Origin of the sequence: Bdellovibrio sp. HCB117 (assembly GCF_047305915.1) — a bacterium.
Lineage (GTDB): Bacteria > Bdellovibrionota > Bdellovibrionia > Bdellovibrionales > Bdellovibrionaceae > Bdellovibrio > Bdellovibrio bacteriovorus_B.
On sequence record NZ_CP178622.1, the window covers coordinates 3,094,072 to 3,117,596 of the forward strand.

General features: G+C 45.9%; 23 protein-coding genes. 12 read left to right on the forward strand and 11 right to left on the reverse strand.

Annotated elements, in window-relative coordinates:
• Positions 1-193: 193 nt before the first annotated feature.
• The gene (locus ACLWBD_RS14610; RefSeq protein ID WP_413568732.1) at positions 194-1,138 is read left to right on the forward strand and encodes a hypothetical protein; all 945 of its coding nucleotides are present in this window, start codon (positions 194-196) and stop codon (positions 1,136-1,138) included.
• A gap of 51 nt (positions 1,139-1,189) precedes the next feature.
• On the opposite strand, the gene ACLWBD_RS14615 is transcribed toward ACLWBD_RS14610, so the two are convergent.
• Entirely contained in the window at positions 1,190-2,194 is a 1,005-nt protein-coding gene (locus ACLWBD_RS14615) for a 3D domain-containing protein (protein ID WP_413568733.1), read from the reverse strand.
• Between the two features lie 164 nt (positions 2,195-2,358).
• On the opposite strand from ACLWBD_RS14615, the gene ACLWBD_RS14620 reads away from it, so the two are divergent.
• Positions 2,359-3,648 (forward strand): Hsp70 family protein, encoded by a 1,290-nt coding sequence (locus tag ACLWBD_RS14620; protein WP_063205099.1) that lies wholly within the window; start codon positions 2,359-2,361, stop codon positions 3,646-3,648.
• A gap of 1 nt (position 3,649) precedes the next feature.
• Here ACLWBD_RS14620 and ACLWBD_RS14625 read toward each other — a convergent pair whose 3' ends face one another.
• Genes ACLWBD_RS14625 through folD form a run of 4 tightly spaced genes read right to left on the reverse strand, consistent with a single transcriptional unit; the run spans position 3,650 to position 7,968 of the window.
• Positions 3,650-4,951 carry a class I SAM-dependent rRNA methyltransferase gene (locus tag ACLWBD_RS14625; protein ID WP_413568734.1) on the reverse strand — a complete coding sequence of 434 codons (1,302 nt, stop codon included), beginning with the start codon at positions 4,949-4,951 and terminating at the stop codon, positions 3,650-3,652.
• On the reverse strand, positions 4,951-6,057 hold the full coding sequence (locus ACLWBD_RS14630; protein ID WP_413568735.1) for an esterase-like activity of phytase family protein: 1,107 nt from the start codon (positions 6,055-6,057) through the stop codon (positions 4,951-4,953). Before ACLWBD_RS14630 ends, ACLWBD_RS14625 begins: the two co-directional genes overlap by 1 nt.
• Positions 6,057-7,097: an aromatic ring-hydroxylating oxygenase subunit alpha gene (locus ACLWBD_RS14635; protein WP_063205102.1), complete on the reverse strand. Its 1,041-nt coding sequence runs from the start codon at positions 7,095-7,097 to the stop codon at positions 6,057-6,059. The genes ACLWBD_RS14630 and ACLWBD_RS14635 overlap by 1 nt, the downstream gene beginning before the upstream one ends.
• A 16-nt stretch (positions 7,098-7,113) precedes the next feature.
• Positions 7,114-7,968 carry a bifunctional methylenetetrahydrofolate dehydrogenase/methenyltetrahydrofolate cyclohydrolase FolD gene (gene folD / locus ACLWBD_RS14640; protein WP_063205103.1) on the reverse strand — a complete coding sequence of 285 codons (855 nt, stop codon included), beginning with the start codon at positions 7,966-7,968 and terminating at the stop codon, positions 7,114-7,116.
• 208 nt (positions 7,969-8,176) lie between these two features.
• Between folD and ACLWBD_RS14645 the strand changes: the two genes are divergently transcribed.
• The 6 genes from ACLWBD_RS14645 to ACLWBD_RS14670 all read left to right on the forward strand — a co-directional run bounded on the left by ACLWBD_RS14645 (position 8,177) and on the right by ACLWBD_RS14670 (position 11,350).
• Positions 8,177-8,455 (forward strand): hypothetical protein, encoded by a 279-nt coding sequence (locus tag ACLWBD_RS14645; RefSeq protein ID WP_063205104.1) that lies wholly within the window; start codon positions 8,177-8,179, stop codon positions 8,453-8,455.
• 111 nt (positions 8,456-8,566) lie between these two features.
• Positions 8,567-8,842 (forward strand): Flp family type IVb pilin, encoded by a 276-nt coding sequence (locus tag ACLWBD_RS14650; RefSeq protein ID WP_063244322.1) that lies wholly within the window; start codon positions 8,567-8,569, stop codon positions 8,840-8,842.
• Position 8,843: 1 nt separating this feature from the next.
• Positions 8,844-9,179 carry a hypothetical protein gene (locus ACLWBD_RS14655; protein ID WP_063205106.1) on the forward strand — a complete coding sequence of 112 codons (336 nt, stop codon included), beginning with the start codon at positions 8,844-8,846 and terminating at the stop codon, positions 9,177-9,179.
• Positions 9,176-9,898, forward strand: coding sequence for a hypothetical protein (locus tag ACLWBD_RS14660; protein WP_413568737.1), 723 nt, complete (start codon positions 9,176-9,178; stop codon positions 9,896-9,898). Before ACLWBD_RS14655 ends, ACLWBD_RS14660 begins: the two co-directional genes overlap by 4 nt.
• A 99-nt stretch (positions 9,899-9,997) precedes the next feature.
• Positions 9,998-10,471, forward strand: coding sequence for a hypothetical protein (locus ACLWBD_RS14665; protein WP_063205108.1), 474 nt, complete (start codon positions 9,998-10,000; stop codon positions 10,469-10,471).
• Between the two features lie 9 nt (positions 10,472-10,480).
• Positions 10,481-11,350 carry a hypothetical protein gene (locus ACLWBD_RS14670; RefSeq protein WP_063205109.1) on the forward strand — a complete coding sequence of 290 codons (870 nt, stop codon included), beginning with the start codon at positions 10,481-10,483 and terminating at the stop codon, positions 11,348-11,350.
• Here ACLWBD_RS14670 and ACLWBD_RS14675 read toward each other — a convergent pair.
• Together ACLWBD_RS14675 and ACLWBD_RS14680 are read right to left on the reverse strand one after the other, a co-directional pair.
• Entirely contained in the window at positions 11,339-12,604 is a 1,266-nt protein-coding gene (locus ACLWBD_RS14675; RefSeq protein WP_063205110.1) for an amidohydrolase, read from the reverse strand. The genes ACLWBD_RS14670 and ACLWBD_RS14675 overlap by 12 nt on opposite strands.
• A 53-nt stretch (positions 12,605-12,657) precedes the next feature.
• The gene (locus ACLWBD_RS14680) at positions 12,658-14,844 is read right to left on the reverse strand and encodes a hypothetical protein (protein WP_413568740.1); all 2,187 of its coding nucleotides are present in this window, start codon (positions 14,842-14,844) and stop codon (positions 12,658-12,660) included.
• A gap of 245 nt (positions 14,845-15,089) precedes the next feature.
• Between ACLWBD_RS14680 and ACLWBD_RS14685 the strand changes: the two genes are divergently transcribed.
• The 3 genes from ACLWBD_RS14685 (at position 15,090) to ACLWBD_RS14695 (ending at position 18,686) form a co-directional block, all read left to right on the forward strand.
• Positions 15,090-16,196, forward strand: a complete 1,107-nt coding sequence (locus ACLWBD_RS14685) for a response regulator (protein WP_413568742.1) — start codon at positions 15,090-15,092, stop codon at positions 16,194-16,196.
• A gap of 76 nt (positions 16,197-16,272) precedes the next feature.
• Positions 16,273-17,577, forward strand: coding sequence for a pilus assembly protein (locus ACLWBD_RS14690; RefSeq protein WP_413568744.1), 1,305 nt, complete (start codon positions 16,273-16,275; stop codon positions 17,575-17,577).
• A complete protein-coding gene (locus ACLWBD_RS14695) occupies positions 17,574-18,686 on the forward strand; it encodes a CpaF family protein (protein WP_413568746.1) in 1,113 nt (370 codons plus the stop codon). The genes ACLWBD_RS14690 and ACLWBD_RS14695 overlap by 4 nt, the downstream gene beginning before the upstream one ends.
• Here ACLWBD_RS14695 and ACLWBD_RS14700 read toward each other — a convergent pair.
• The 3 genes from ACLWBD_RS14700 to ACLWBD_RS14710 form a co-directional block, all read right to left on the reverse strand.
• On the reverse strand, positions 18,666-19,385 hold the full coding sequence (locus tag ACLWBD_RS14700; RefSeq protein WP_413568748.1) for a rhomboid family intramembrane serine protease: 720 nt from the start codon (positions 19,383-19,385) through the stop codon (positions 18,666-18,668). The genes ACLWBD_RS14695 and ACLWBD_RS14700 overlap by 21 nt on opposite strands.
• Before the next feature lie 49 nt (positions 19,386-19,434).
• A complete protein-coding gene (locus ACLWBD_RS14705) occupies positions 19,435-19,863 on the reverse strand; it encodes a hypothetical protein (protein ID WP_063243090.1) in 429 nt (142 codons plus the stop codon).
• 103 nt (positions 19,864-19,966) lie between these two features.
• Positions 19,967-20,737: a DUF1266 domain-containing protein gene (locus tag ACLWBD_RS14710; protein WP_063205116.1), complete on the reverse strand. Its 771-nt coding sequence runs from the start codon at positions 20,735-20,737 to the stop codon at positions 19,967-19,969.
• Between the two features lie 269 nt (positions 20,738-21,006).
• Here ACLWBD_RS14710 and ACLWBD_RS14715 point away from each other — a divergent pair, with 269 nt between their 5' ends.
• Positions 21,007-21,666 (forward strand): hypothetical protein, encoded by a 660-nt coding sequence (locus ACLWBD_RS14715; protein ID WP_413568749.1) that lies wholly within the window; start codon positions 21,007-21,009, stop codon positions 21,664-21,666.
• On the opposite strand, the gene aspS is transcribed toward ACLWBD_RS14715, so the two are convergent.
• Positions 21,663-23,477 carry an aspartate--tRNA ligase gene (gene aspS / locus ACLWBD_RS14720; protein WP_413568751.1) on the reverse strand — a complete coding sequence of 605 codons (1,815 nt, stop codon included), beginning with the start codon at positions 23,475-23,477 and terminating at the stop codon, positions 21,663-21,665. The two genes, ACLWBD_RS14715 and aspS, sit on opposite strands and share 4 nt — an antisense overlap.
• Positions 23,478-23,525 lie beyond the last annotated feature (48 nt).

The following is a 23,525-nucleotide window of genomic DNA, read 5'->3' on the forward strand; positions in this document are numbered from 1 at the left end:
CTCCTCCTACAACAACAACCCTGGACCTAAATCGAGAGGCTCGACCTCTGTCAATAAATTTCGATGACTTGACTTCGGTCTGTGCATCACAATGAAGTCTATGACGACTTCCGTTCCTGAGCACGAAAAACTTTTTGACGAAATTTGCAATAAACTAAACGAGTTAAGTACCCAGCATCAGGGAGAGGAACCTATGCCCCCTCAACCAAAGTATGAACAGATGCAAGTTCAGATGAAAAAATTCCATTCTGAACTGAAGGGTTCCCAAGAAGAGTTGAAAGAAAAAATCAAATCTCTTGAGAACGTCTCTTACGGACCTGAAACATTGGATGCGCAAATCAAACAACTTGCCGACCAGCTTTCTGCCGAAAGAGCCAGTAACACAAAACTCAGTGGCGACTTAGCAAAATCTTTAGAACTCAGCCTGCAACTGCAGTTAGAGATCCAAGGCCTGAAAGCTCGCGCGTTGCAAATGCAAAGCGAAGAGAAAAAGTACAGTCAGGCTCTTTTTGAGAAGAACAAAGCTCTGCAAAGAGATTTGGAACTCAACCAAGCGCTTAAAGATGAAACTGCCATGGAACTCGCGAAAGCGAAAAGTGCCTTTGCTAAAGAACAACAACTTTGGGAAGAGCAGCGCGAACACTTTGAGGCAGCCATTCAAACTTTGAAGACGGAAAAGCACGAACTGAAGCAAACCGTTGACGAGATGCAAGCAACCATCGAAGAGCGCGATCAAAATATTGCTTCTTTGAATGAAGAAATCGAGAAAATCTCGGCGTCTTTCAGTGAAGTGGAAGCTTCGGCGCAGCAACAAAATGATGTTCTCAAAAATTTAATGTCTGTTGCAGAAACAAAAATTATTGAGATGAAGCTCGCTTTGGATAAAAAGGCTTTAGAGGCTCAAGACTACTACAGTCACCTTCAACAAGCTCTGACTCAGTTGGGTGTGCTTAAGCAAGAAAATGCCGCTCTTAAAGAATATGTTGCTAAGTTGAACTACTACCACCAGCAAGCCCAACAGGCGCAAATGGCGGTGGCTCAGATGGCTCAAGTCGCTGCGGCTCAGGTGCAAACACCTCAACAGCAGACAGCGCAACCGCAGGTGCAACAAGCGCTTCCGCCTTCGGCTAGAAACTGAAAGCAAAGACTACAAAAATAAAAAAGGCTCCTTCTCAGGAGCCTTTTTTATTTATTTGCTACGCGGTAGATCAGGATACGCTCTTCTTTCCAACACGCCTTTAGCGACGTCGCCTGTGACTCGGAAGTAAGGAATATTGGTTTTCACATCTCCCAAACCCAGTTTTTTGAACGGGTTCGCATTATCTAACCAGCTATAATAGCCGGTGTAAAAATCAAACCTTCCGCGCCCTACAATACCACGGCCCTTGTCGCGAATAACAAAGTAGCCGTTGTGTTTCGTTCCATCCGGCAATTGCAAGCCAACAACAGCGGGAACATAGATTACTTCGCCCGGCTTGTAGATAGTTAAATCCGCCGCCAATGTATAAAAGGGATCCAAGCAAGAGCTGTTCACGCCATAACCATAGCGACAACCGTCTTCTTCAATTTCAAAAAAGCGCTCTTGTCCTTCAAAGCGTCCAATGATGTTAAAGGTGTGAGTTTTACCTTTTTGAATTACCGCACAAGAACCTTGCAAAGAACACGCGGCCCAAGTTTTTGCACAGACTTTCAATAAGACTTTTCCGCCGGCACCGTGCAGATCTCTTTTCGCATCGTCAGCGCATTTATTTTTATCCTCGTTAAGAACAGCAAAGTAATAAACGGTTGGTTTTAAAACACCAGGACCACTAAGAACTGGCTTCGGATCTTCTTTAGGATCTTCTTTAGGATCCTCCGCAGTCACATCAGGTTTTACCTCGGGTTTGATTTCCGGCTTCGGCGTTTCCTTGCCACCCGACTCTTTTGGCTTAACCGGAAGCTCGGGAGAACTGACTGTGGCCGGCCCCACCGGAAGAGTTGTTTTCGGAGCCTGCGATGGAACCTCTTCGGTCACGACCTCTTCCGATTCTTCATTGGCGTAAAGCTCCTGAAGTGGCTTTTCAAATTGTCTTGAGTTCTCGTCCCAAGAACCTACGGGATGCTCGATATTGGCTTCCATATTGCCACAGGCAACCATTCCTAATACCGCGCTAAGAAAAATTAAATGTCTTAAAATTTTCTTTTGCATACTCATAAAGCGACCCCTTACGACCGGTCGCCAGAATACCAAGACTTTCTGCTAACCGAGCAAGAATGTGATCGCGCTGAAAAGATGAAAATTGCGGTGACAAAGATGGGCCCTCTTCTAAAGGTGGGCCAGCCATTGTATAACCTGTTGATGTTTGATAGCTTTCTTGAATGAGTTCAGACAGTTTCCTCTCTATTGATTTTGGTACGAGTAATTCTTTGGTCGGCGCCTTTCACAAAGGGCAAAGATATGAAGCCCTCCAATTAGATCCTAAATCCCAAGATCCCACGATGATGAGAACTCTTCTCTATTTCCCTCATCCAGATCTTTGTTATTACGGCACGGAAGCTATTGAGCAATATATTGAACAGGACATGGAAGGTCGCTTGTTCCGCTCGTTCAAGTCTCATCTTCCGAATCAGAGCTATTTAGGGACTGTGCTTAACAATCGCATTCTTACCCTTGAAACTTTGATTGGTGTCTTTCTGCTGGAATTGAAAAAAAGAGCTGAAAAAATATTAGACACTCCGATTGAAAGAGCCGTTATCGGTCGTCCCGCGCGTTATTCTATGGATCCGGTGGCTGATGGCTTTGCCCTGCATCGCATGGAAAAAGCAGCCACCTTCGCTGGTTTTAAAGAAGTGCAATTCGTTCCAGAACCTTTAGCTGCCGCCTTTGATTATCGCCGTCAGTTAAAAAGTGAAAAGATTGTTCTTATCGGAGACTTCGGTGGCGGAACTTCTGACTTTACCTTGATCAAACTTCGTCCCGAAGGTTTTGCTAAAGAAGACGTCTTAGCTATCGATGGCTGCCCCTTAGCAGGGGATGCTTTAGACAGTGTTTTTATGAGCCACCGCTTGAATGAATACTTCGGAGCAAAATCCCGTTACCGCCTTCCAATGGGTAGCAACGTTCTAACTATGCCGCCCGCAGTTTCGCAGCGCTTAAATCATCCCGCGCATATTGTGCATCTCAAAGAGAAAGATACTTACGAGTTCATCCGCGAAGTGAAAAAGTGTTCGCTGACTCAGAAAGATGCAGACGCCGTCGAAAGACTTTTCGTTCTTATCGAAGATCAACAGATATTCCCTTTCTTTGAAAATATCGAAAAGACCAAACGAGCTCTTTCAGGCAACGAGTCCACAGAGTTCTCTTATGACTATCCAGGCTTGGAAATGAAAGAGTCTTTCAGCGTAAAACAATTCATCGATTGGGCTACGGGAACAAAAGAAAAAATCTTTGCCGCTTTAGATGAGTGTTTGAAAAATGCAGGTGTCACATCAGATCAGGTGGATCTTGTATGTCTGACAGGGGGTACGGCGAAAGTCCCATTCATTCAGCAAGAATTAGAAAATCGATTTGGTAAAGAACGTCTGCAAACTCAAGCGCACTTTCACTCGGTGCTATCGGGTTTGACAGAGTCCGCAGGCTTTTGGGCCCACGGGCAAAAAGTCACATAGTTTATACGTAGTGCACGTACATCTTAAGATAAAAACCCTCAGGGAACTGCATCAGCGTCGGATGATCCGCGGCATGTCCCCCACGCAAAACGCTGCGCACTTCGAACGAATTACGCAGTGACGCTTTACGGATAGCATCGCGGAACTCTTCTTCTTCTAACAACCCAGAACAAGAGCACGAAGCGACAAACCCATTGCGCTTCACCATGCGGAAGGCATGCGTGTTCATTTTCAGATACGCGTGTTTACCAATAGGAATATCTTTTTTAGATTTGATGAAGGCAGGAGGATCTGCGATCACGATGTCATAGTGAGCGCTTGGTAAAATAGTCAGGCCTTCAGATACGTCCATTTCATGAACAACAACTTCAGCGCCTTCGCGTTCCGCATTTTTCTTTGCAAAAGCCAAAGCCGTTTTAGAAACGTCCACCAAAGAAACTTCGACTTCAAACCCCAAGGATTTTAAACCACGAGTGATTTGCGTCGACCAGTGGCCTACATAACAGCACAAATCTAAAACACGAAGTTTGCGTTTAGGTTCTGTCTTTGCCCAATTCTTAAAAAGGTTCACTGCCAAGTGAATATTGTGTGTCTGATCTAAAAAGAAGCCTGTTTTCTGTCCTTCTTTCAAATCACAGCTCATGGCCACAACACCGTCATCGGCAGCAGCATTCAAAAGAATCTCTACGTCGGTCAAATCAAAGTCAGGAAGATCTTTAATAACGTTAGGCTCTTCAACGTTTAAGCCTTCTAATTTACGAATGCCGACGTCGTTACGAATAACAACCGCCGTTTCATTCCATGAAAAATTAGAAAGACCTTGTTCGTGCGCTTTTTGCACTAAACCTTTGAAGAAATCTTCGGCATTCTTTAAAGCTTCATTCATTCCCGCCGTTACCAACTGAGCCGCAAAGACCTGCGCCTTTTTGCCTTTTTGTTCGATAACGTAATAGTCCAAAACTAACCCTGGAATGTAATCAGATTCACCGAAAGCCAAACGGAAACTTCCACGAAAGCCCGCGGCCTTACGTACTTTCCAAGAATTTAAGATCTTCCCCTGCAGGAATTCAAAACTTGTCGGTTCCTTTTCCTGACTATTAAAACTGAGGGCACGAAAAGCGATCAAGGAATGAGGGTTGCCGTAACCGCGAGCTAAAAACTGACCCTTTGAATCTTGCAACTCAACCGGAGTTCCCGGCAAAAGACCCTTCGGGCTGACCGAAAGCTCATTAGAAAACACCCACGGGTGTCCGCTGCGAATACGTTTATCTGCTCCTGGGCGGAGTCTCCATACAGTCGTCATTACTCACCTTCAACGGCAAAGACCAAAAGCTCGGTCACTTCTTTCTTAGAAAAATTATCGTCTACCATTACCAGAAGAGAGCGCCGTCCGTCTGCTAATTTCGGTCCCCAAGCCATGGCCTCGAAATTTTCTACACTCTTTCCAGGTCGAGATTTTGTGAGATCCGTTTCAAAATCAATTAATGAGGTTTTAGAGGCCCCCTTAAACTTGCCCGCCTCTAACTGAGGCAGCTTGGAAACATCCGTGGCGGCGGAGAGATCTGCCAAATAAAGCTTCGTGGTCTTTCCAAGAAGGCTCTTGGGAGAAACTCGGACCCCTCTTTCCATAACAATCAGTTTATTTTCGGACAATGCCAGAATTTCAGAAACTCCACGAAAGACCTCGTGGCCATTATCGGTGCTCGCAGGCGCATCCAAGTTATACGCGTACTCGGCTAACACCTTATAGCCCCCAGATTCTTTATCTTCGTACTTAAGAACGCGGATCCAAGCGCCCGTCGAGGCTTTATCAACAAAAGAGCTGTCTTGAAGAAGAGGTGATTCTGTGGCTGCGAAAATAAATTTTCCATCGCCAAAAGAAGTAAGCCCTTCAAAGGCCACATTGTTCTGGGTGCCTTTCTTTTGTTGGCCCGTCAGTTCTGGCAAAAACTTCTCTGGCAGTGGCAGATCACTTTTCCATTGACCGTCTCTGGATACACGGAAAAGTCTTGGCATTTGACGAGGCTTGGCGTTGTTATTGCCTTCAGAAGAAATAACAAGATCGCCGTTCGGTAAAAGCACCAAGCCCTCGGCATCAAGGGCATCTTCCTTGCCTTCGTGTTTCGGCAGATTTTTAATAAACAGCACATCTTTTGGTTTGAGCGTTACAGACTTCTTTTCAATGGAAAGTTCAAACTCGTAAAATCGCGGCTCTCCGAAACGGCCTCGATCATCCGAAACCGCGTAAAGAGAATGTCCTGACCAGGCAATGCCAGAAAGACCACCGATCGTGGTCTTTTTAAATTTTTGCGCATTTTTTATGGAAGTTTCACCGACGTATTCCAAATGCAAAGCCCGCGCTTGGAATCCCAGAAATAAACTGAAGAAAATCCCGCAGGCTTTAAGCATTAACTTCTCCAGCGAAGTTCTGTTTCTTTCACCGGATGATTGAAGTCGCGCTTTTGTTCTAAGTGATCGTGGTATTCCGTTTTCAAAGAATAATACCACTTCGCTTGGGTGTCGGCGTCTTTGATTAACATCAGGCTAGGATCGTATTTCAATCCTTCTTGCTGTTTTGTCACCGCATCCATATCTTGACCCAAGAAAGTTTTTGAGAACTGATTGATCGCCGGTTTCAAAAGCGTCAACCAAGGAATGTCCCAGTAAGCCAGCTGAGTCACGCGCGTATTCTTTTCATCAACCGGAGTTAGCGCTGTGTAAGAATAAAAATTGCGAGGTCCGACTTCGATATGCTCGACGCGAACACAAGGAAGAGTGAAAGTGATCTCTGTCGTCGGAGTTCCACCCAAAATTTTATAGGCCTTCGAGTTTTTAGAAGGCTGATGGCGCACCATTTGGAAACCATAATTCACCGGCGCAAATTTTTTGCGTTTTTCCAACATGGTTTTTTCTGAGCGCCAGAACCAGCTCTTATGCACGTAAGGTCCATGCGCTGGATCCATCAAACCGATCACCGCGTGATCTACGTGACACGGAAAATTAACAACGTAAGTCAGCCTTGGCTTCACATCGTTGCCAAAGGCCTTCATCACGGGAATTTGCGGCGCTTTAGTCATGTCATAATCTTTATCGCCAATGAAAATCCAGATCAGGCCCTGCGCTTCGTGCACAGGATAAGAACGTACTTTGATTTTATTCGGATTCAAATCCTGACCAGGGCACAAAGAAGGAATCTCTGTGCACATACCTGAGCCGTCAAATTTCCAACCGTGATAAGGACACTCGATAGTGTCTTCGACCACGCGACCATAGCTCAAAGGAATGCCACGATGAGGACAGATATCACGAACGGCAGAAACTTTTCCTTTAGAATCGCGGAAAAAGACAATAGGTTCATTCATGATCTTACGAGCTTGAGACTTTCCCACAGCCAATTCACTGCTAGGTAAACCCACGTACCAAACATTCTTTAAAAAACCGGTATACATTTCTTTCCTTTTTTACTTACAGACCTGCGCGCTTTTCCGCCAGAAGACAGGTGTTCTGAAGAAGAGTTGCGATCGTCATTGGACCCACTCCCCCAGGTACAGGAGTCACCGCTTTCACCCATCCATCAAGCTCTTCCGTGCGCACGTCGCCACAAAGCTTTCCGTTCGGGCCATCATGGTGCATTCCCACGTCGATGACAATAGCATCTTTCTTAAAATCTTCACGTCCCAAAAGGCGCGCTTTACCTGCGGCCACGACGACCAGATCAGCTTCTCGGACTACGGTGGATAAATCTTTTGTTTTCGAATGACAAACAGTCACAGTGGCATTGGCCTCTGTCAGAAGCTGAGCCATGGGTTTTCCCACAATATTACTGCGCCCTACAACCACGGCACGCAGTCCTTCCGCAGAAATTCCATAGTGCTTAAGAATCGTCATGACCCCTTCTGGAGTGCAGGGTTTCACGATCGGTTTTCCCGCGAAAAAAAATCCCAAAGACGCATATGTTAAACCGTCTGAATCTTTCTCCGGTGATACCAGTCGAAGTACCTCATCCGAACTCAAATGACCTGGCAGAGGAAATTGCACTAAGATGCCATCAACGGAAGCATCGTTATTAAGGGCCTTGATCTGAGCATTAAGTTCTTTTTGCGTGGTGTGCGCCGGCATCGCAATGATTTGCGAGGTCATGCCAACCGATTCACAAGCTTTCTTCTTATTTCTTACGTAGATATGGCTGGCATCATCATCACCGACAATGACAACCGACAGATGAGGAGCCCGTCCCACTTTTTGTGAAAAACTCGCGACTCGAGGAGACAGCTTTGAACGCACTTCTTTGGCGACTTCTTTACCATTAAGAATGAGCATTCACACCTCCCAATTGCCCCTCCAATGTCCGCTATTTATTAAAGAAATTCAATGGTTTAATAAAATCCTGACAAAGACACCGCGCTCCCAACAACGCCCCCTTGGGGAGGCATTTCCAGGGCCTTCGATAGCTCGTTGTAGGCTCTTTTTCCTTGCTTCGAAGCTGCAAAATAAGGTACAAACCCTTTAAAACATTAGGGGATTTAGAATGGCTGATAAAGTTAAGCTTTCAAAAGATGGTAGCTCCATTGATTTCGTTCAATCTGATAGCTTACCCACGTCGCTAAAGAAATTCCGTCAAAGCCCTGAGATCGAGGGTTTCTACCGTTTCATTTTCGAAAATGATCTGCAAAAAGAAGCTTACGATATTTTAGATCGTATCATCATCCAACGTAAGGCGAAAAAAGCCGACGCGAAAAAAGAAGCCCAAGCCGAAAAAGCAGCGGCAAAAAAAGAAGCTTCTGCTGTTAAAGGCAAAAAGAAGTAAAAAAAAAGTCCGGACCTCCGGACTTTTTTTATTTCCGCAACTCTCTTCTCAAATTTCACGCAATCCCCGTCTGCACCCCGTTTGCTAAATCGCCTCCTTGAGGAGGCATTCATGAATGCAAACAAAGTTTTAAAAAATAAAAAAGGCCAAGGTCTTATAGAGTATCTTATTATCGTTGCCATCGTTGCTGTTGGTAGCATGGCCGTGATCAAAGTCGTTGGCGCCAATGTCGGCGTTCGTTTCGCCAACATCGCCAATGTCTTGGGCGGCAAAGCCGCTGGTACAAACGTGCAAGTTCAAGAAGTCACTGAATCCATGACGAAGAAAAAGGATTTCAGCAACTTCTTTGACGGTGCCACGAACCAACAATCCAAATCTAAGAACTAAAATGAGAACCGGAAACAGACAGGGGCAAGGTGTTGTTGAAGCCCTTTTATCTTTACCGTTTCTTTTTCTGGCCGGCTCTGCGATCACAGCTCTTCTGTATCGTGGAGTCGTTTTTTATTACATCGATTATCAATTGCATGAAGCCCTGATTTGCACTCAACACGAATCTGAACGCTTCTGTAAAAATGAATTGCATCAGCGGCTGGGAAAAGTTCTTTTTTTAAATTCTCACTACGAAACCGAAATCACTCGCAACCGCAGAACGGTTAAAGGCAAAGTCTTAGTAAATTTATCGCCGGAACTGTCCATCGAGAAAGAGCTAAAGAAATCCTTATGAAAAATGAAAAGGGCTTTGCCGTCATTCTGCTATTGGCTTGCTTGCCTGTTTTGATCAGTGGATTACTTCTTCTGAGCAGCGTCTTCGGTTTTATGCAGAATGATCTAGCGATGAAATACCAATGCCGCGTGCACGGTCAACAGGGACAGAAGCTTGTGGCTCCCAGCCTTGAAAAATTGCTGTCGCTGAACAACACAGCTCGCAGACTCAAAGTAGAAGAAGTTGCCGCCTACGCAAAAATAGCGGCCTCGGCTGGAAATCCTCCAGCGTTAGCGGCAGCAAAGGCTCGCTTGGTTAAAATACAGAATCAAAAACGACAGCTCGATCTAAAACAAAAACAACTTATCAACCAAGCCAATATGTCGCTGGCTTCGTCCTTCGCAAAAACGCGGCGAGAACTTGCGAACACCCAAGAAGGCCTCAGCAATATCCTTTTTGTCGCAAATGGTTTTCATCTGTCGGGCCGCCGCCCCACCTTAGCCGTCCGTCCGGACTCCTCGGACATAGCTCCGACCTACAGTCCGGTCGCGGCTTTTGAAGAAAAACAAGCACTGGCGCATGAATGGCAATACACCTTGGCCGTCCGCAAGCCGTTTTCACAGTTCCTAGAAGGACGCTTTCATTTTAAAAAGGCCTGCGCGGTTTCGCTTATTGAGGAGAACTCTGCATGGATACCAAAAATAATAAAGGGCAAATTCTCGTTGAAGTCGGTGTGGTGACGGTCTTTATTTTATTAGTCATCTTTGCTGCGATCAACCAGCTTTCCGAACTTAAATCTTCTTATAGAAAAAATCAGCTCACTCAAGAAAGGGGTTCATATGAGACAAAAGCTTCAACTTCTCGCAAAAAATAATCTGATGATCTTGGCTTTCGTAGTTTTAGGCTTGGTGTCTTACGTCGCCACAAGACCTGCTTCGGAACCTAAAGATACGTTTTTACCCGAACCTAAATCCGTGGACACGTTCATCCCTCGCGGATTTTCTTTAGTGCCGATTGAAGTCGCCAATGCCGACTCCTTAGCTTCATTGATTGGCGATGTCGGTGGCGTTGTCGATCTATATCTAGCCTCGACGGAAAAACAAAAAGGCGGCCTTAAGGTCGGCAGCAAACTCAAGCTTCTACGTGCACCTTTAAATCCTCAGCAGTATGCCGTTTTAATTCGCGACACTGAAAGCTCAAGGCTTCTAAGTTACACCGGCCCCTTTATCGCAGTTGTACAAAATCCAGAAGAAACTGGCGCACAATTAACATCAACAAGTCCCGCAAAAATCCGCGTGGAATATCAAAACTAGGGGATAAAAATGAAGACATTCATTCTTTTAACTTTCTTTATTCCCGCAGTATCTTTTGCGCAAAACATCCTGTTGCAAGCTCCTGCGGGCAGTAAGATAAACTATGAACGCTTCTTAGCAAAGCATCCCGAAGCCCAATCCATGGTGCAGTTTGAACAGAAGACAATTCAAAGCAATCCGTCACAGGAAAATCAGCTATTTGCTTTGAGTGATACATTCAGCGATCGACTGGAGTTCGTGATAAGTTCTCTTAAAGAGATTCAGAAGCAGGCTCCTCTAACACTTTCAAGTCTTCGTTTCGTGCGTGATTTAAGCGAAAAGGCTTTAACGAAAGATATTTCGTCTCAAGACAAAAAAGAACTTCTGCATGCCTACTGCAAGGCAGTGACTTTGTTAAACGAAGGCCCTTCCCATTTTGTCTGTCGCGAAGAATATGTTGCGCTGGAAAAGCTGGCTAAGAAATTTCCGTACCACGAGACTCTTTTGATTGAATCTATGAGCTTTCCGCTCAAAGAAAAGTCGATGGCCAGCCTTTCACCGCAAACTCCTTATCACTGGACGCTGGTTTCGAATTCCCAAACGACGGTTCGCTTTTACGGTACTTACGAACAGCTGTTGAACCAGCATTTTATAACTGAAAACTGGATTGACGGAGACTGCGATAACTTCAGTCACCGCATTGAAGACATGAACGTTCTTCACCGAGGCACTGTCTTTTTCGATGAAAGCTGCACTCCCCGCTTATTTAAAGACGAATCGAAGAAGTCCTGGGTCATGGAAAAGAAAACATGGCTTTATGTCGCCGGCGCCGTTGTCTTGGGTGGGATTGTCTATTCGCTCAAAGACAAAGACATCATCGTGAACACATCACTCAAGTGATAAAAGAGACCCGTTAAAATTAATCTCTTTAACGATGCCTTCTTCAATAATCGAATAACTGTTTGCAAACGTGGCGTCTGGGTGAGAGTGCGCGACAGCCAAATCCCCTGTAAACTTACGGATCTTGGCCTTCACACTTTCATCTAACGCCACTTTATTTCTCCAAAAAGACGGTGGTTCTACCGGACTGTCGCAACCAAATGAGATGGGGATTTGCGCAGCTCTTAAAGCCTCCCAAGGAAACACATATTTATACAAATCACCCAGTTTTTGTTCTAACCAAGCTTTATCGCTCAGCCAATGACAAGGCTGCATGTGACAACGAACATGCAAGGGCTTCATCATTTGAATTGTTTCAGGTCTGAGCATTTGTGCATGTTCAATATTCAGTCGTCCCACAAAACCTTGTGCCGAAATCTTTCGCGCACTTTGCACCATGTGATGAGCGGCTTCGTCACCGATCGTATGCACCGAAAATTCCAAACCGGCTTGCCATGTGCGTTTCATGATTTCTTCGACTTCTTCTAAAGGCCAAAGCGTGCGACCTTGAGGTCCTTCGGCTTTTCCGTTGTAGGGCTTAGACAGATAAGCCGTTTCAGAACCTAACGATCCGTCATAAAAAAGTTTGATCCCTTTCATGCGAAGCAAAGGCGTTTCCGTTTTTTTCGCACGAATACAGAAGTCCAACATGCCTTCAAAGTCTGACATTTCGTGCGTCGTCACATTTTCTTCGATGGCTAATGTCAGTTCATTTTTTTCAGACATTTCTACCAAAAGGTTCCACAGCGATTCAGTGCAAGACATGTCGCGAACATGAGTGAAACCGGCTTTATTGTATGTACGACAGGCCGAAAGAACATGACGACGTTGTTGTTCTTTTGTGAAGCCCGGAAGCTTGTCCCACGCTTGCAGATGATCTTTTTCTAAAAGAAGACCTGATTCAGATTTCATTCCCAAAATCTCTAAAGCGCGAGAATTCACCCACGAACGATGACCATCCATGCGAGGAAAGAACACCGGTCGATCCGGAAAATACTTATCAAGAATGTTTTTGTGGGGAGCCTCGGGCCAGCCCGCTTCGTTCCAACCGAATCCGACAATCCAGTCACTTCGATAATAGGCAGGATTTTTAAGATCAATCAGCGACAGATCCTCGGCCTTTCTCATAAAGCCTAAGTGAAGACCTGCCGAGAATTCGCCGGTCGCTAGAAAGTGAGTATGACTGTCGTAAAGACGCGGGATCTTAAAAAGCATAAGGCCCTCTGTTTTATCAGAGGGCCTCGTTTTTTTTAACTAAATTATTAGAATTAGCGAGCCGAAGGAATTGGAGCCGGGTTGTTTGTCACGCCTCCCGAAGGAATTGTTCCCGGGAAGGTCGAAACACCGCCGGTTGCTGAGCCCGGTAGCGGAGTCAGAACACCGTTACCGATTCCTGTTCCAATACCAGTTCCGATGCCTGTACCGATTCCGATAGAGCCACCGATGTAACTGCCGCCGCCGTAAGATACTTGCTGGATTCTATACAACAATCCGTAAAGTTCTTGCTGAAGGCTCGCCACAACTTGCTGTCTTTGCATTTGTTGAGACATATATTGTTGCTGTTGTTGGATATACATTTGGTATTGCTGCATTTGCATTTGCATCATTTGTTGTTGCATTTGCAGGCCGCCCAAACCAGTCATACCACCCATCATTGGCATTCCCATCATACCACCGGCCATAGCTCCCATCGGCATACCCATCATGCCGCCAGCCATCGCGCCCATTGGCATTCCCATCATGCCACCAGCCATTGCTCCCATAGGCATACCCATCATACCGCCAAGCATTCCGCCGGCCATGGCACCCATAGGCATTCCCATCATTCCACCCATCGGCATACCCATCATGCCTCCGGCCATTGCTCCCATAGGCATACCCATCATACCGCCGAGCATTCCGCCAGCCATACCACCCATTGGCATACCCATCATGCCACCCATTGGGTAGCCCATCATTCCACCAGCCATCGCGCCCATCGGCATGCCCATCATAGAACCCATAGGCATACCCATCATGCCGCCGATCATTCCACCGGCCATGGCACCCATAGGCATTCCCATCATGCCACCCATTGGCATGCCCATCATACCGCCGGCCATCGCGCCCATCGGCATGCCCATCATGGAGCCCATAGGCATACCCATCATTCCGCCGATCACGCCGCCAATCATATTACCCATAGGCATTCCCATCATGCCGCCCATCATTGGGTAGCCCATCGCTCCTGGATATGGTCCACCCATACCCCAAGGACCGGCCATACCCCAAGGGCCCATGCCAGGCATATAAATTCCGCCACCAAGACCACCCATGCCCATGCCGGCCATTGCATATGGGTTACCCCACATACCATTGCCATTCATGCCGCCGTAAGGTCCCATCATTCCGTAAGCGCCACCATTCATACCCGCACAACCGAAACCACCGGCACCGATACCGCCACCGATTGCTCCGTAAATACCGCTACCGCCACCGATCATTTGACCCACACCTTGAGCAAGGAATGGGAAGCCGTAGCCCCACGCAGGATATGGCTGAGTCGGCCAACCGATATTCGAGTTCGCCTCTGCAGCAATTTTATTTGTTTGATAACCCATGTAAGTCGCTGCCAAACCAAGACCGATGTTACCGATCACAGAACCCCAGTCAGTTTGAGGCTTCTGATAAGCGTAACCGTTTCCTTGCATAATACAGTCTGTACAGATACCGCCTTCAAGTTGCTCACGTTGACGCTCACGTTGTTCGTCAGCGTAGTTTTGTTTTGCATCTTGAATGTCTTCTTTAGAACGATCGATCAAGCTTTCCAAAGCTTCGATTTCGCGTTGAACTTTATTTGATTGAGAATAAGATTTTCTGTAATCCGCAAGACCTTTTGTACAGTCTTGAGCTGTCGCACGACCTTTTTCAGATTGACGTGCACGAGCCATATTACAAACCGCACCCGATACAGAACCGGCTTTATTTGGATCACACAACGCTTTCCATTCATTGATTTGGAAACCACGAATTTGCACAGAACCAGCGATATCACCGTTAGCCACTGGAGTTACCGGAACGCCACCTTGATCACCTGCGGCTTCAGATTCTTCCGGAGCTGTCCCAATGCCTTTGTAAGCTTGGCACGTTCTATTGTTTTCAATGTGCTCGAACATAAACTCAGAGAAGTCTTCAGAAACGACTTGTTCCACATCGCGACGAGAGCGCTCCATGGATTTTTCCAGCCTTTTCTTTTCAGTCTTTTTAGAGCGGAGTTGTGCTTGCGCTTCTTTGATTGCAGCTTGAGCTTCTTTGATTTCATCAAGGTAGCTTGAAGAACCTGCCGCAGCGGAGTAGTTGTAAGGACATGATTGCATGCCACCATACATCCCTGTTCCCCACATTTGAGCTTGAGCACCAACTGCAAAACTCATCACTAGCGTGAATGGAGTTGCAATGCGCATCCAAAATTTCATACACGATCTCCTGAAAAGGATAAAAAACTCTTCTACCGTTTCACTCATCGTCAGGGAACAACGCAGACTTGACTCATTTCTGAGCAAAAATGTTGAAAGAGTATGAAACTAGACTCCTGTCTAGGTGAAAAAACAGCTGTGGGACAGCAGAGTTTCTCTCTCTTCCTCGTTATCATCCATGACAACAAACCGGCCTTGTGCAAATTCCTTTGCACTGCTCTTTTTCAAATCCTACACTAGCTTTTATGGTGAAGCACACAATTCTTTGTGTAGATGATGAAATAGATAATGTAGACGCCCTTGAAAGGTTGTTTCGTAAGAAATTTACCGTACTAAAGGCCACCTCAGGTAAAGAGGCTCTGGCTGTTCTCGACGAACATCCAGGACCCGTTTCTTTAATCATCACCGATCAAAGAATGCCAGAAATGACCGGCGTCGAATTTTTAGAAAGAACTTTGGAATCTCATCCTGAGACGATTCGCATTCTTCTTACTGGTTACACAGATCTTGAATCCGTGATCATGGCCGTCAATAAAGGACAGATCTTCCGTTACCTGACCAAGCCTTGGGACCCTGTGGATCTTACGAACACCGTTGAGCACGCTATTGAAAGATTCGCGCTCGGACAAGAGCTTAAACAGAAAAATGCGGAACTTGGAAAAGCTTTGGATGAACTTAAAAGCTTGGATGTTGCCAAATCTAATTTCATGATTTTGATCAATCATGAATTGAAGACACCTTTAACATCTATATTGAGCTTCTCGTCCCTGCTTGCAGAATCGAACTTGAATGATGAAGACAAGTTGATGGTCAATCGAATCACTAAGAGCGCGGAACGCCTAAAAACATTGGTAGAAGATGTGCTGCTTGTGGTTCGTGCTGAAACTAATCAGCTGAAGATCGATATGCAAAGTATCGCGTTCACTCAATTTGATGAAAGTCTTTCGAAGGACGTGAATGATCTTTTACAAAAGAAACAGCAGAAGCTGGTTTCTAAACTCGAACCCGTGACGGTAAAAGCAGACGCCCGTTTGATTAAACAGGTGATGCTTCGTTTGATCCATAATGCCGCCAAATTCGGTGAAGAAGGCAGCGAGATTCATATTGAATCCATCCGCAATGGTGCGAACCTAAGGTTCTTGGTTCACAACAAGGGACCGCACCTTCCAAACTCGGTGGTCGATAAAATCACGAAACCGTTTTATATTGATGAAGATGTTATGCACCACTCGACGGGAACGGGCCTAGGGCTTACGATCTGTCAGTCTATTTTAAAATCACATCAATCCCAGTTGCAGTTTAAGAATACCAATCAAGGCGTGATGGTTTTCTTTGAACTCGCGGTCGGTTGAATCGTCCGGACGCCGTCCCTAAGCTTTTTTAAAAGCAGCTCGGCGTCCGACTTCTAGATTGCTCTGGCCTCGGAGCATGAAAACACTTTTTCTTTCCATCACATCCTTTGTCTCTTTGACTTGGGCCCAGGATAAAAACCTCACTCTTTCTTTGGGCGAATCACGAAGGCTTGCTCTCAGCGGTCAATCCACCGTTTGGATTCAAGATCGAGATATCTTAAAAGCTGAAGGTCAAGGTTCAAGCCTTACCATTCGAGGCACTCGCGAAGGTCAAACGACTTTGAAGCTGGGCTCAGTTGTTTATCGCATTCAAGTCCTTCATCCTACGAAAACAGACTCATTTACGGAGCTACAAAATGAACTCAAAAACATTGTGGGACTCTCTGCTGAAATTTCCGAAGGTGATCTTTTAGTAAAAGGGCAGCTTTATCGGCTGCAAGACTGGCAAAAGCTTTCTGATTTTGCACGCGCGCGAGGTTTGACTTATCAAATGCGGGCAAGCTTCTCGGAACAACTTCAAACAAAAGCCCACTCCCTGTTTCGTGAAATTTTAGAGACAGGCAAGTTACCGCCGCAGACTCTGATTTTTTCAGAAGGCGTCGAAGTTCGCGTCAGCGCTTCGGACGACCTCTATAAAAAGTACGCCAAAGCTTTGAATCCTTACGGCATTCGGGTGACTCGTGACGAAAGCAGCTTAGAGATTGCTCCCACAGTCAAAGTACAGATCACCGTTGCAGAAATTAAAAGAAGTAATGCCATGAAGTATGGCATTGAGTGGCCCGCTTCATACGCCGCGAAACTAATGCCTTCGGGCAAATGGGAGGTCGAAGACGGAATGCCATTTAATCTTCATGCGCTGGAAGAAAATGGTGACGGTAAAATCCTCGCTAGCCCCAACATTCTTTGTCGCAGTGGCAAAGAGGCCGAGTTTTTAGCCGGTGGAGAATTCCCGATTCGCATTCTAAGTTACAAAGCTTCGGAAGTGGTTTGGAAGCGATACGGAATTTTACTTCGCGTGAAGCCGAAAGCCGATTCTTCGGGCCGCATCAGTCTTTCAATTGAAACGGAAGTGACGACTTTAGACAAGGCCAACGGCACCGGAGATATTCCGGGAGTCTTAACAAATCGAGTTTCCAGTCACTTCGATCTGACCCGCCCGCAAACGATTGCTCTTTCGGGCTTACTAAAAAATGAAGAAGGGGAATCTTCAACGGGTCTGCCAATGTTGTCGCGACTCCCCGTTATCGGGGCTCTTTTTTCCAGCAAAGATTTTCGCGAGAACCGCTCTGAACTCGTGATCTTTGTGCGACCGACGATTCTGAAGGAAGGTGATAGTGGCGTCGGCCAAGAACATCTTCAGGCACGTGGAGAAATTTTATGATGATTGCTGCAAAAACCGTTTACGATAAAATTCAAGATGATATCCAACAAATTCCTTTGAATGAATTTCTGCTTTCTCCAGAAGAAGCGAGTTCTCTGCGTTCAAAGAAAGTGGAACAAATCATGGAAAAACATCTGACATCGCAAACCTCGGATGTCCGTACACGTGTCTTAAGTGAAATCAATACCTGGGGACCTTTGGCAGAAATTTTAGAGGATGAAAGCATCACTGAAATCATGGTGAATGGTCCGCAATCAATTTGGCTTGAGCGTGAAGGAAAGCTTTCTCGTCATCCAGATTCATTCTTTTCGGAATTAAGCTACCGCAACTGTTTGGACCGTTTATCTCACGAAGCCAATGCACATATCACCAAAGAATTTCCCGCGGCTGACGGAGCGTTTAAAGATTTCCGTTTAAGCCTGATCGGCAGTGATGTGACACAGTCTTCGGTCCACTTCACCTTAAGACGACATCCTAAAAATCCTTGGACGTTTTTGAAACTCGCCGAGGCTGGCTGGTGCCGTCCCGAAGACTTGCGTATTTTTCGAGAGTTGATCGAGCAGAAAAAGAATTTTTTGGTCGTGGGTTCTACGGGATCGGGAAAGACATCGGCTTTAAATTCGTTTTTAAATTTGCTTCCCGAGAATGAACGCGTGGTGATTATCGAAGATACATCTGAAATCCCCTTGCCTAATAAAGCCAGCATGAAACTTTTAACTCGGGAAGATCCGCAAAATGTTTTGCCTTCGATTGATCAAACGCAACTTGTGAAGCGAGCTTTGCGACTTCGTCCCGATCGCATCGCCATGGGGGAAGTCCGCGGCTCCGAAGCCAAAGACTTTTTGATGGCCTTAGCAACAGGACACGCGGGAAGCTTTGGAACATTACACGCGCAAGACGCCGCACAGGCCCTGATTCGTCTTGAAATGTTGATTCAAATGGGCGCTCCCCAATGGAATCTTTCAGCCATTCGTCGTTTGATTCAAATGTCTTTGGATTACGTGATCGTTGTCGGCCGTGAAGCGTCGGGACAGCGCCGATTCAAAGGGGCTTATCGCCTTTGCTCTTTAGAGGATAACGGATTCCTTTTAGAACCGTTCGACTTGTGAGTTCGATGATTCTGGTTGCAGCTCTGGCTGCAACTCATCGTCACGCACAATTTCGTAGGTCACAGCGGATTTAAATTCTTTTTTGCGGAACAAGTAATAAATAAATCCCGTCATCACACCGACAAGAAAACCAATCAGATGTGCGCGATAGCTGACGTTGGGCTCAAAAGCTGTCGAAGGCATGAAAACACCCAAAGCGACTCCCATCGCTCGTAAACTTCTTTGCAACCATGTGCGCTGTTCATCTAACATCAGATAAAGAACGAGCCACATACCGCCCATCCAGTAAACAACTCCAGAAACACCGATCAGATTGATATCAGGCGCGTAAGTCAGAATTGTCAGAGCGTTCGTCACTCCGCCTAGTAAAAAAGCTAAAATCGGAAACACCCAAAGGCCAAAGTAGCCCGAAAGAAAATATCCGAAGATAAAAAACAGAATGGAGTTCGAGGCCAAGTGTCCTAAATCAGCGTGAGCAAATAAAGTTGTCCACAGCCGCCAATATTGATGCTGCGAAAAAACAGAAAACTGCGAAGCACTCATCCAAGTGGAAGACTTGTAGAAGTTTTGCCAATAGAAAACACTGCCGATGATAAGTAAGAGAACGGACCAGGATGCTGCAAACCACGCGCGACCTGATGGCTTACGTGTAAGCCAAGTGGAACGTATCACTGTCCAAGTACGTGCTGCCGGCTGCATAGAGCCTCCCGTTTCGTTACTTTGAGTTCGAAACGGGAGATGTCAAGATTTAGGCGATTTTATTGTCTGAGATCTCTTTTAATGGAGCTGGAGATGGTTGTGGGCGCAATTCCTTTTCAACAAAGAAAAGACCTTCGTTGTCTGTTGTCTTCGTTAGAGCTTCTTCCGATTTCGTCATGTCCCCTTCACGAGCGACTGATTTCGGGTTCTGGAAGAACTTTTGATTTAGATCTTCAATAACTTTCAACTTCTTCACTTCACCAGGATTTTTATAAACGGGAGAGGCCTCGGGCTCAGGAAGTTGACCGGTCATTTTCATCTCTTCCATCTGCTTGCTCAGCGAGATGCGATCTCCAAGAGAGTTTTTACCCATGGGTCTTCCAAGTGCCAAAGCCCCGGGTCTTGCAGGCTGCGCGACAGAGACGTCGGCAACACGCGTTCGTGGACTTGCTGGAAGAATTCCACTGATTTTTTCCATACCACACCTCCGTGTGTGTTGAATTTTGAAGGCCATCCTTGGTCTTCAAGTTATGTATCGGAATAAAACGTTCAAACTTGAGACAGACGGAGGAAAACTGGAACTAAGTCCAGGGAATGAAATGCCAAGGACTTGCAGGATGACCTAAGAGCTTCTGACAGATCTCTTTCACTTGCGGATCATCACTGCCCGACCAGAAAGTACGACCGATCAGAAAGCTTTGAGAAAACTCCATCCAGGATTCGAAATGACCTTCGACTATAGGAGCGAGTTTTAAAATTTCGGCCCAAGCTTCGTTATCATCTAAATAACCCGTAACGAAACAAAGACGAACCAAGTGAACATAGCGGGCGGCATCCCATCCTAGAATACCAGCCTCTTTTAAATATTTATTTGTACGTTGGATCCAGGAAGCAAGCTTCGTGTAATCCTCTTTGCTCATTTGCACTTCCTGCCCGACTTCGAGATCAAAGCAGAAGATCTGTTTGAATTTCTCTAAAGAGACAGCATCAATACTGCCGTCTGACGGAAGAGACGATCTTAAGACATTAAATTTTGTGCGGTGACCTTGTTGTCGGATATTTTCTAAGTTTTTCAAAGCCGAGGCCTTGTCTGTCACACCCCAAAATTCTTCAAGAATGCCGATGCAGTCCCCTTTGATCTCGGGACCGTAATTCATATCCAGACGAAAAAAGTACTCGCCAATTTCATCTAAAACCTGATCGCGGATTTCCGGGGCTAATTCTTTGCCATCGATGAGATCAGACCCGACAACTTGAAACACCTCATCAAGAACTTGATTTTCTTCAACAAAGACTGCGCCCAAGCACATCATTCTTTTTTCTAAGGTGGTTTCTGGAAGTATACGGCGCATGGGGTCCTCTGTTTTCGTTTAGAATAACGGTCCCATATGATAGGGTGGAAATCAAGGCTCCCTCGAAGACGACATAGGTTGCCTTTGCTCGGACAGTCCTCGCTGACGCTGTTCCTTCGGAACATGCTGCTGCGGAACTCGCGACGGCGACCTATGTCGTCTTCGAGGGTCCTTTGCTTCTACACCGTAACGCGGTAGGATTTTGGGCTTCGCCAGGTGGCGCGTTGATTTGGAATATTTTTGGGCGTTTTGGGAAAGTTGATTTTTTTATGATTAAGAAAATTTTGATGGGTTTAGCGGCGCTCTTTTTTATTTTGGTCGGTGGGCTTGTTTTGATTATGGGGTATGTGTTTAACAATCCTGAGTCGGTTTTTACGGCTTTTCAGTCGGTGACTGATAAGTTTATGCAGGGGCAGAAGTATGAAGAGCCTGGAGAGTTTTTTCTTCAGGGGATTTCTGAAGTTTCTTTGAATGCTCGTCGTGTGGATATGGTTGTGCGTACGCATTCGGGACCTACTCTGAAAGTACTTTTGCATGGGAAGGTTCCTCGTTTTGAGCCGGGGCCTTTTATTGTTCAGATGGCAGAGAAAGATATTTTGCGTGTGGATTTTCAAGAGCCTTTGGCTAGTAACTGGATTCAGATGAATGTGAATGGCGAAGAGTTCACGCAAGAGTCGGATTCAAAATTGACGGCAGATGTTTATTTGCCTCAGTCGTATAAAGGCAAAATTCTTATTAAAACCGAAGAAGGCAACGTGACTTTGCGTCTGCCTGAAGATCTTTTCTATGAAACGGATTTACAGTCGGTTTCTGGCAAAGTGACTAATAACTTAAAACAAAAACCCACTTCCGAGATTCTTCCTTCAGAAGTGGGTCATATCAAAATTCAAACTCAGTCTGGTGCTATTGCCGTTGAAAACGACAATTAGACCTTCTTCATTTCTTCCAAGTTTTTCTCTGCTAGCGGGCTTAAACGAACGCCGACTTCAGTTAACTGATCGCGGCTGACTTCGCTTGGGCAGTCCGCCATTAAGTCTGAAGCTTTCGCTGTTTTTGGGAATGCGATTACTTCACGGATAGCATCAGTTCCGCACAATAACATCACCAGACGGTCCATTCCCCAGGCGATACCACCGTGTGGAGGAGCTCCGTATTTCAAAGCGTCTAACAAGAAACCAAACTTCGCCTCTTGTTGTTCTTTATTCATACCTAGAAGACGGAACATCGCCTGTTGCAATTCTGTGCGGTAAATACGGATACTTCCGCCACCCATTTCATAGCCATTACAAACAAGGTCATATGCTTTTGCTAGCATTTTACCGTACGAAGACTCATCCCCGTCGATCAAGGCTTGCATGTATTCATCCTTCGGTGATGTAAACGGATGGTGCCTTGAAACCCAACGTTTTTCATCTGGAGAATATTCAAAAGCTGGGAAGTCGATCACCCATAGGAAATGATCCTTGGAAGTGTCGATCAAGTTCAATTCTTTACCCAAGTGCAAACGAAGCGTTGATAGAGCTGCGCAAGCTGTGTCGAAATCATCGGCTACGATCAAAGCACAGTCGCCGGGATTTGCGCCGACTGTTTTAAACATTTCGGCCAACTTCTCAGGGCTGAAGAATTTTGAAACTGGAGAAGCGTAAGATCCATCCGCTTCTGTTTTAATCCATACCAAGCCTTTTGCTCCCGCGCGTTTTGCCATGTCCGTTAGCTTGTCGAACTGACCGCGAGAGTATGACGCTCCTTTTGGCACGGCAATACCGCGCACGATACCACCACGAGCGATAACTTCGTCGAAAACTTTGAAGCCGGAACCCGTTACAACTTTTTGAAGATCTTTGATCTCCATACCAAAGCGAGTGTCTGGTTTATCGATGCCATAACGGTCCATCGCCTCTTGGTAAGACATGCGAGGGATATCACCGACATCCACACCTTTAACTTCTTTCCAGATTGTGCGCAGAAGTTTTTCATTCATTTGCATGATGTCTTCTTGATCGATGAAAGACATTTCCATGTCGATCTGAGAAAACTCTGGCTGACGGTCCGCGCGCAAGTCTTCGTCACGGAAGCAGCGAGCGATTTGGAAATAGCGGTCATAACCCGACACCATCAACAGCTGTTTTAAGATTTGTGGTGACTGAGGAAGAGCGTAGAAAGTTCCCTGATTCACGCGTGAAGGAACTAGATAGTCACGCGCGCCTTCCGGAGTTGATTTAAATAAAATCGGAGTTTCGATTTCAACGAAACCTTGTTCTGAAAGAAAGCGGCGTACTAATTGCGCCACTTTGTGACGAACCATCAGATGATTCGTCAAGCGCGGTGAACGCAAATCCAGGTAACGATGTTTAAGACGCAAAGTCTCGTTCACGTTAGGATCATCGACTTGAAACGGAGGGACTGCGGATTCATTTAAGATCTCACAGCGAGTGGCCTCGATTTCGATCTCCCCTGTTTTGATTTTTTTATTTTTCATGCCTTCAGGACGCGCACGAACGACACCCTCAAGCGCCAATACGAATTCGCCACGAAGGTTTTTTGCAGAAGATGTTTCTGCTTTATTTGGATCAAGAACGACTTGTACGATTCCTTCACGGTCACGAAGGTCGATGAAAACCAAACTTCCGTGATCTCGGCGGACATCCACCCAGCCCATGAGGACGACTTTTTGTCCAATTTGGGATGTACCTAGACTTCCGCAGTAATTTGTTCGCTTAAGCTCTTTTACAAACTTCATAGATGTACCTTTTTGTGAAGGAAGGATTTAGTGACGATGCACTGGGGC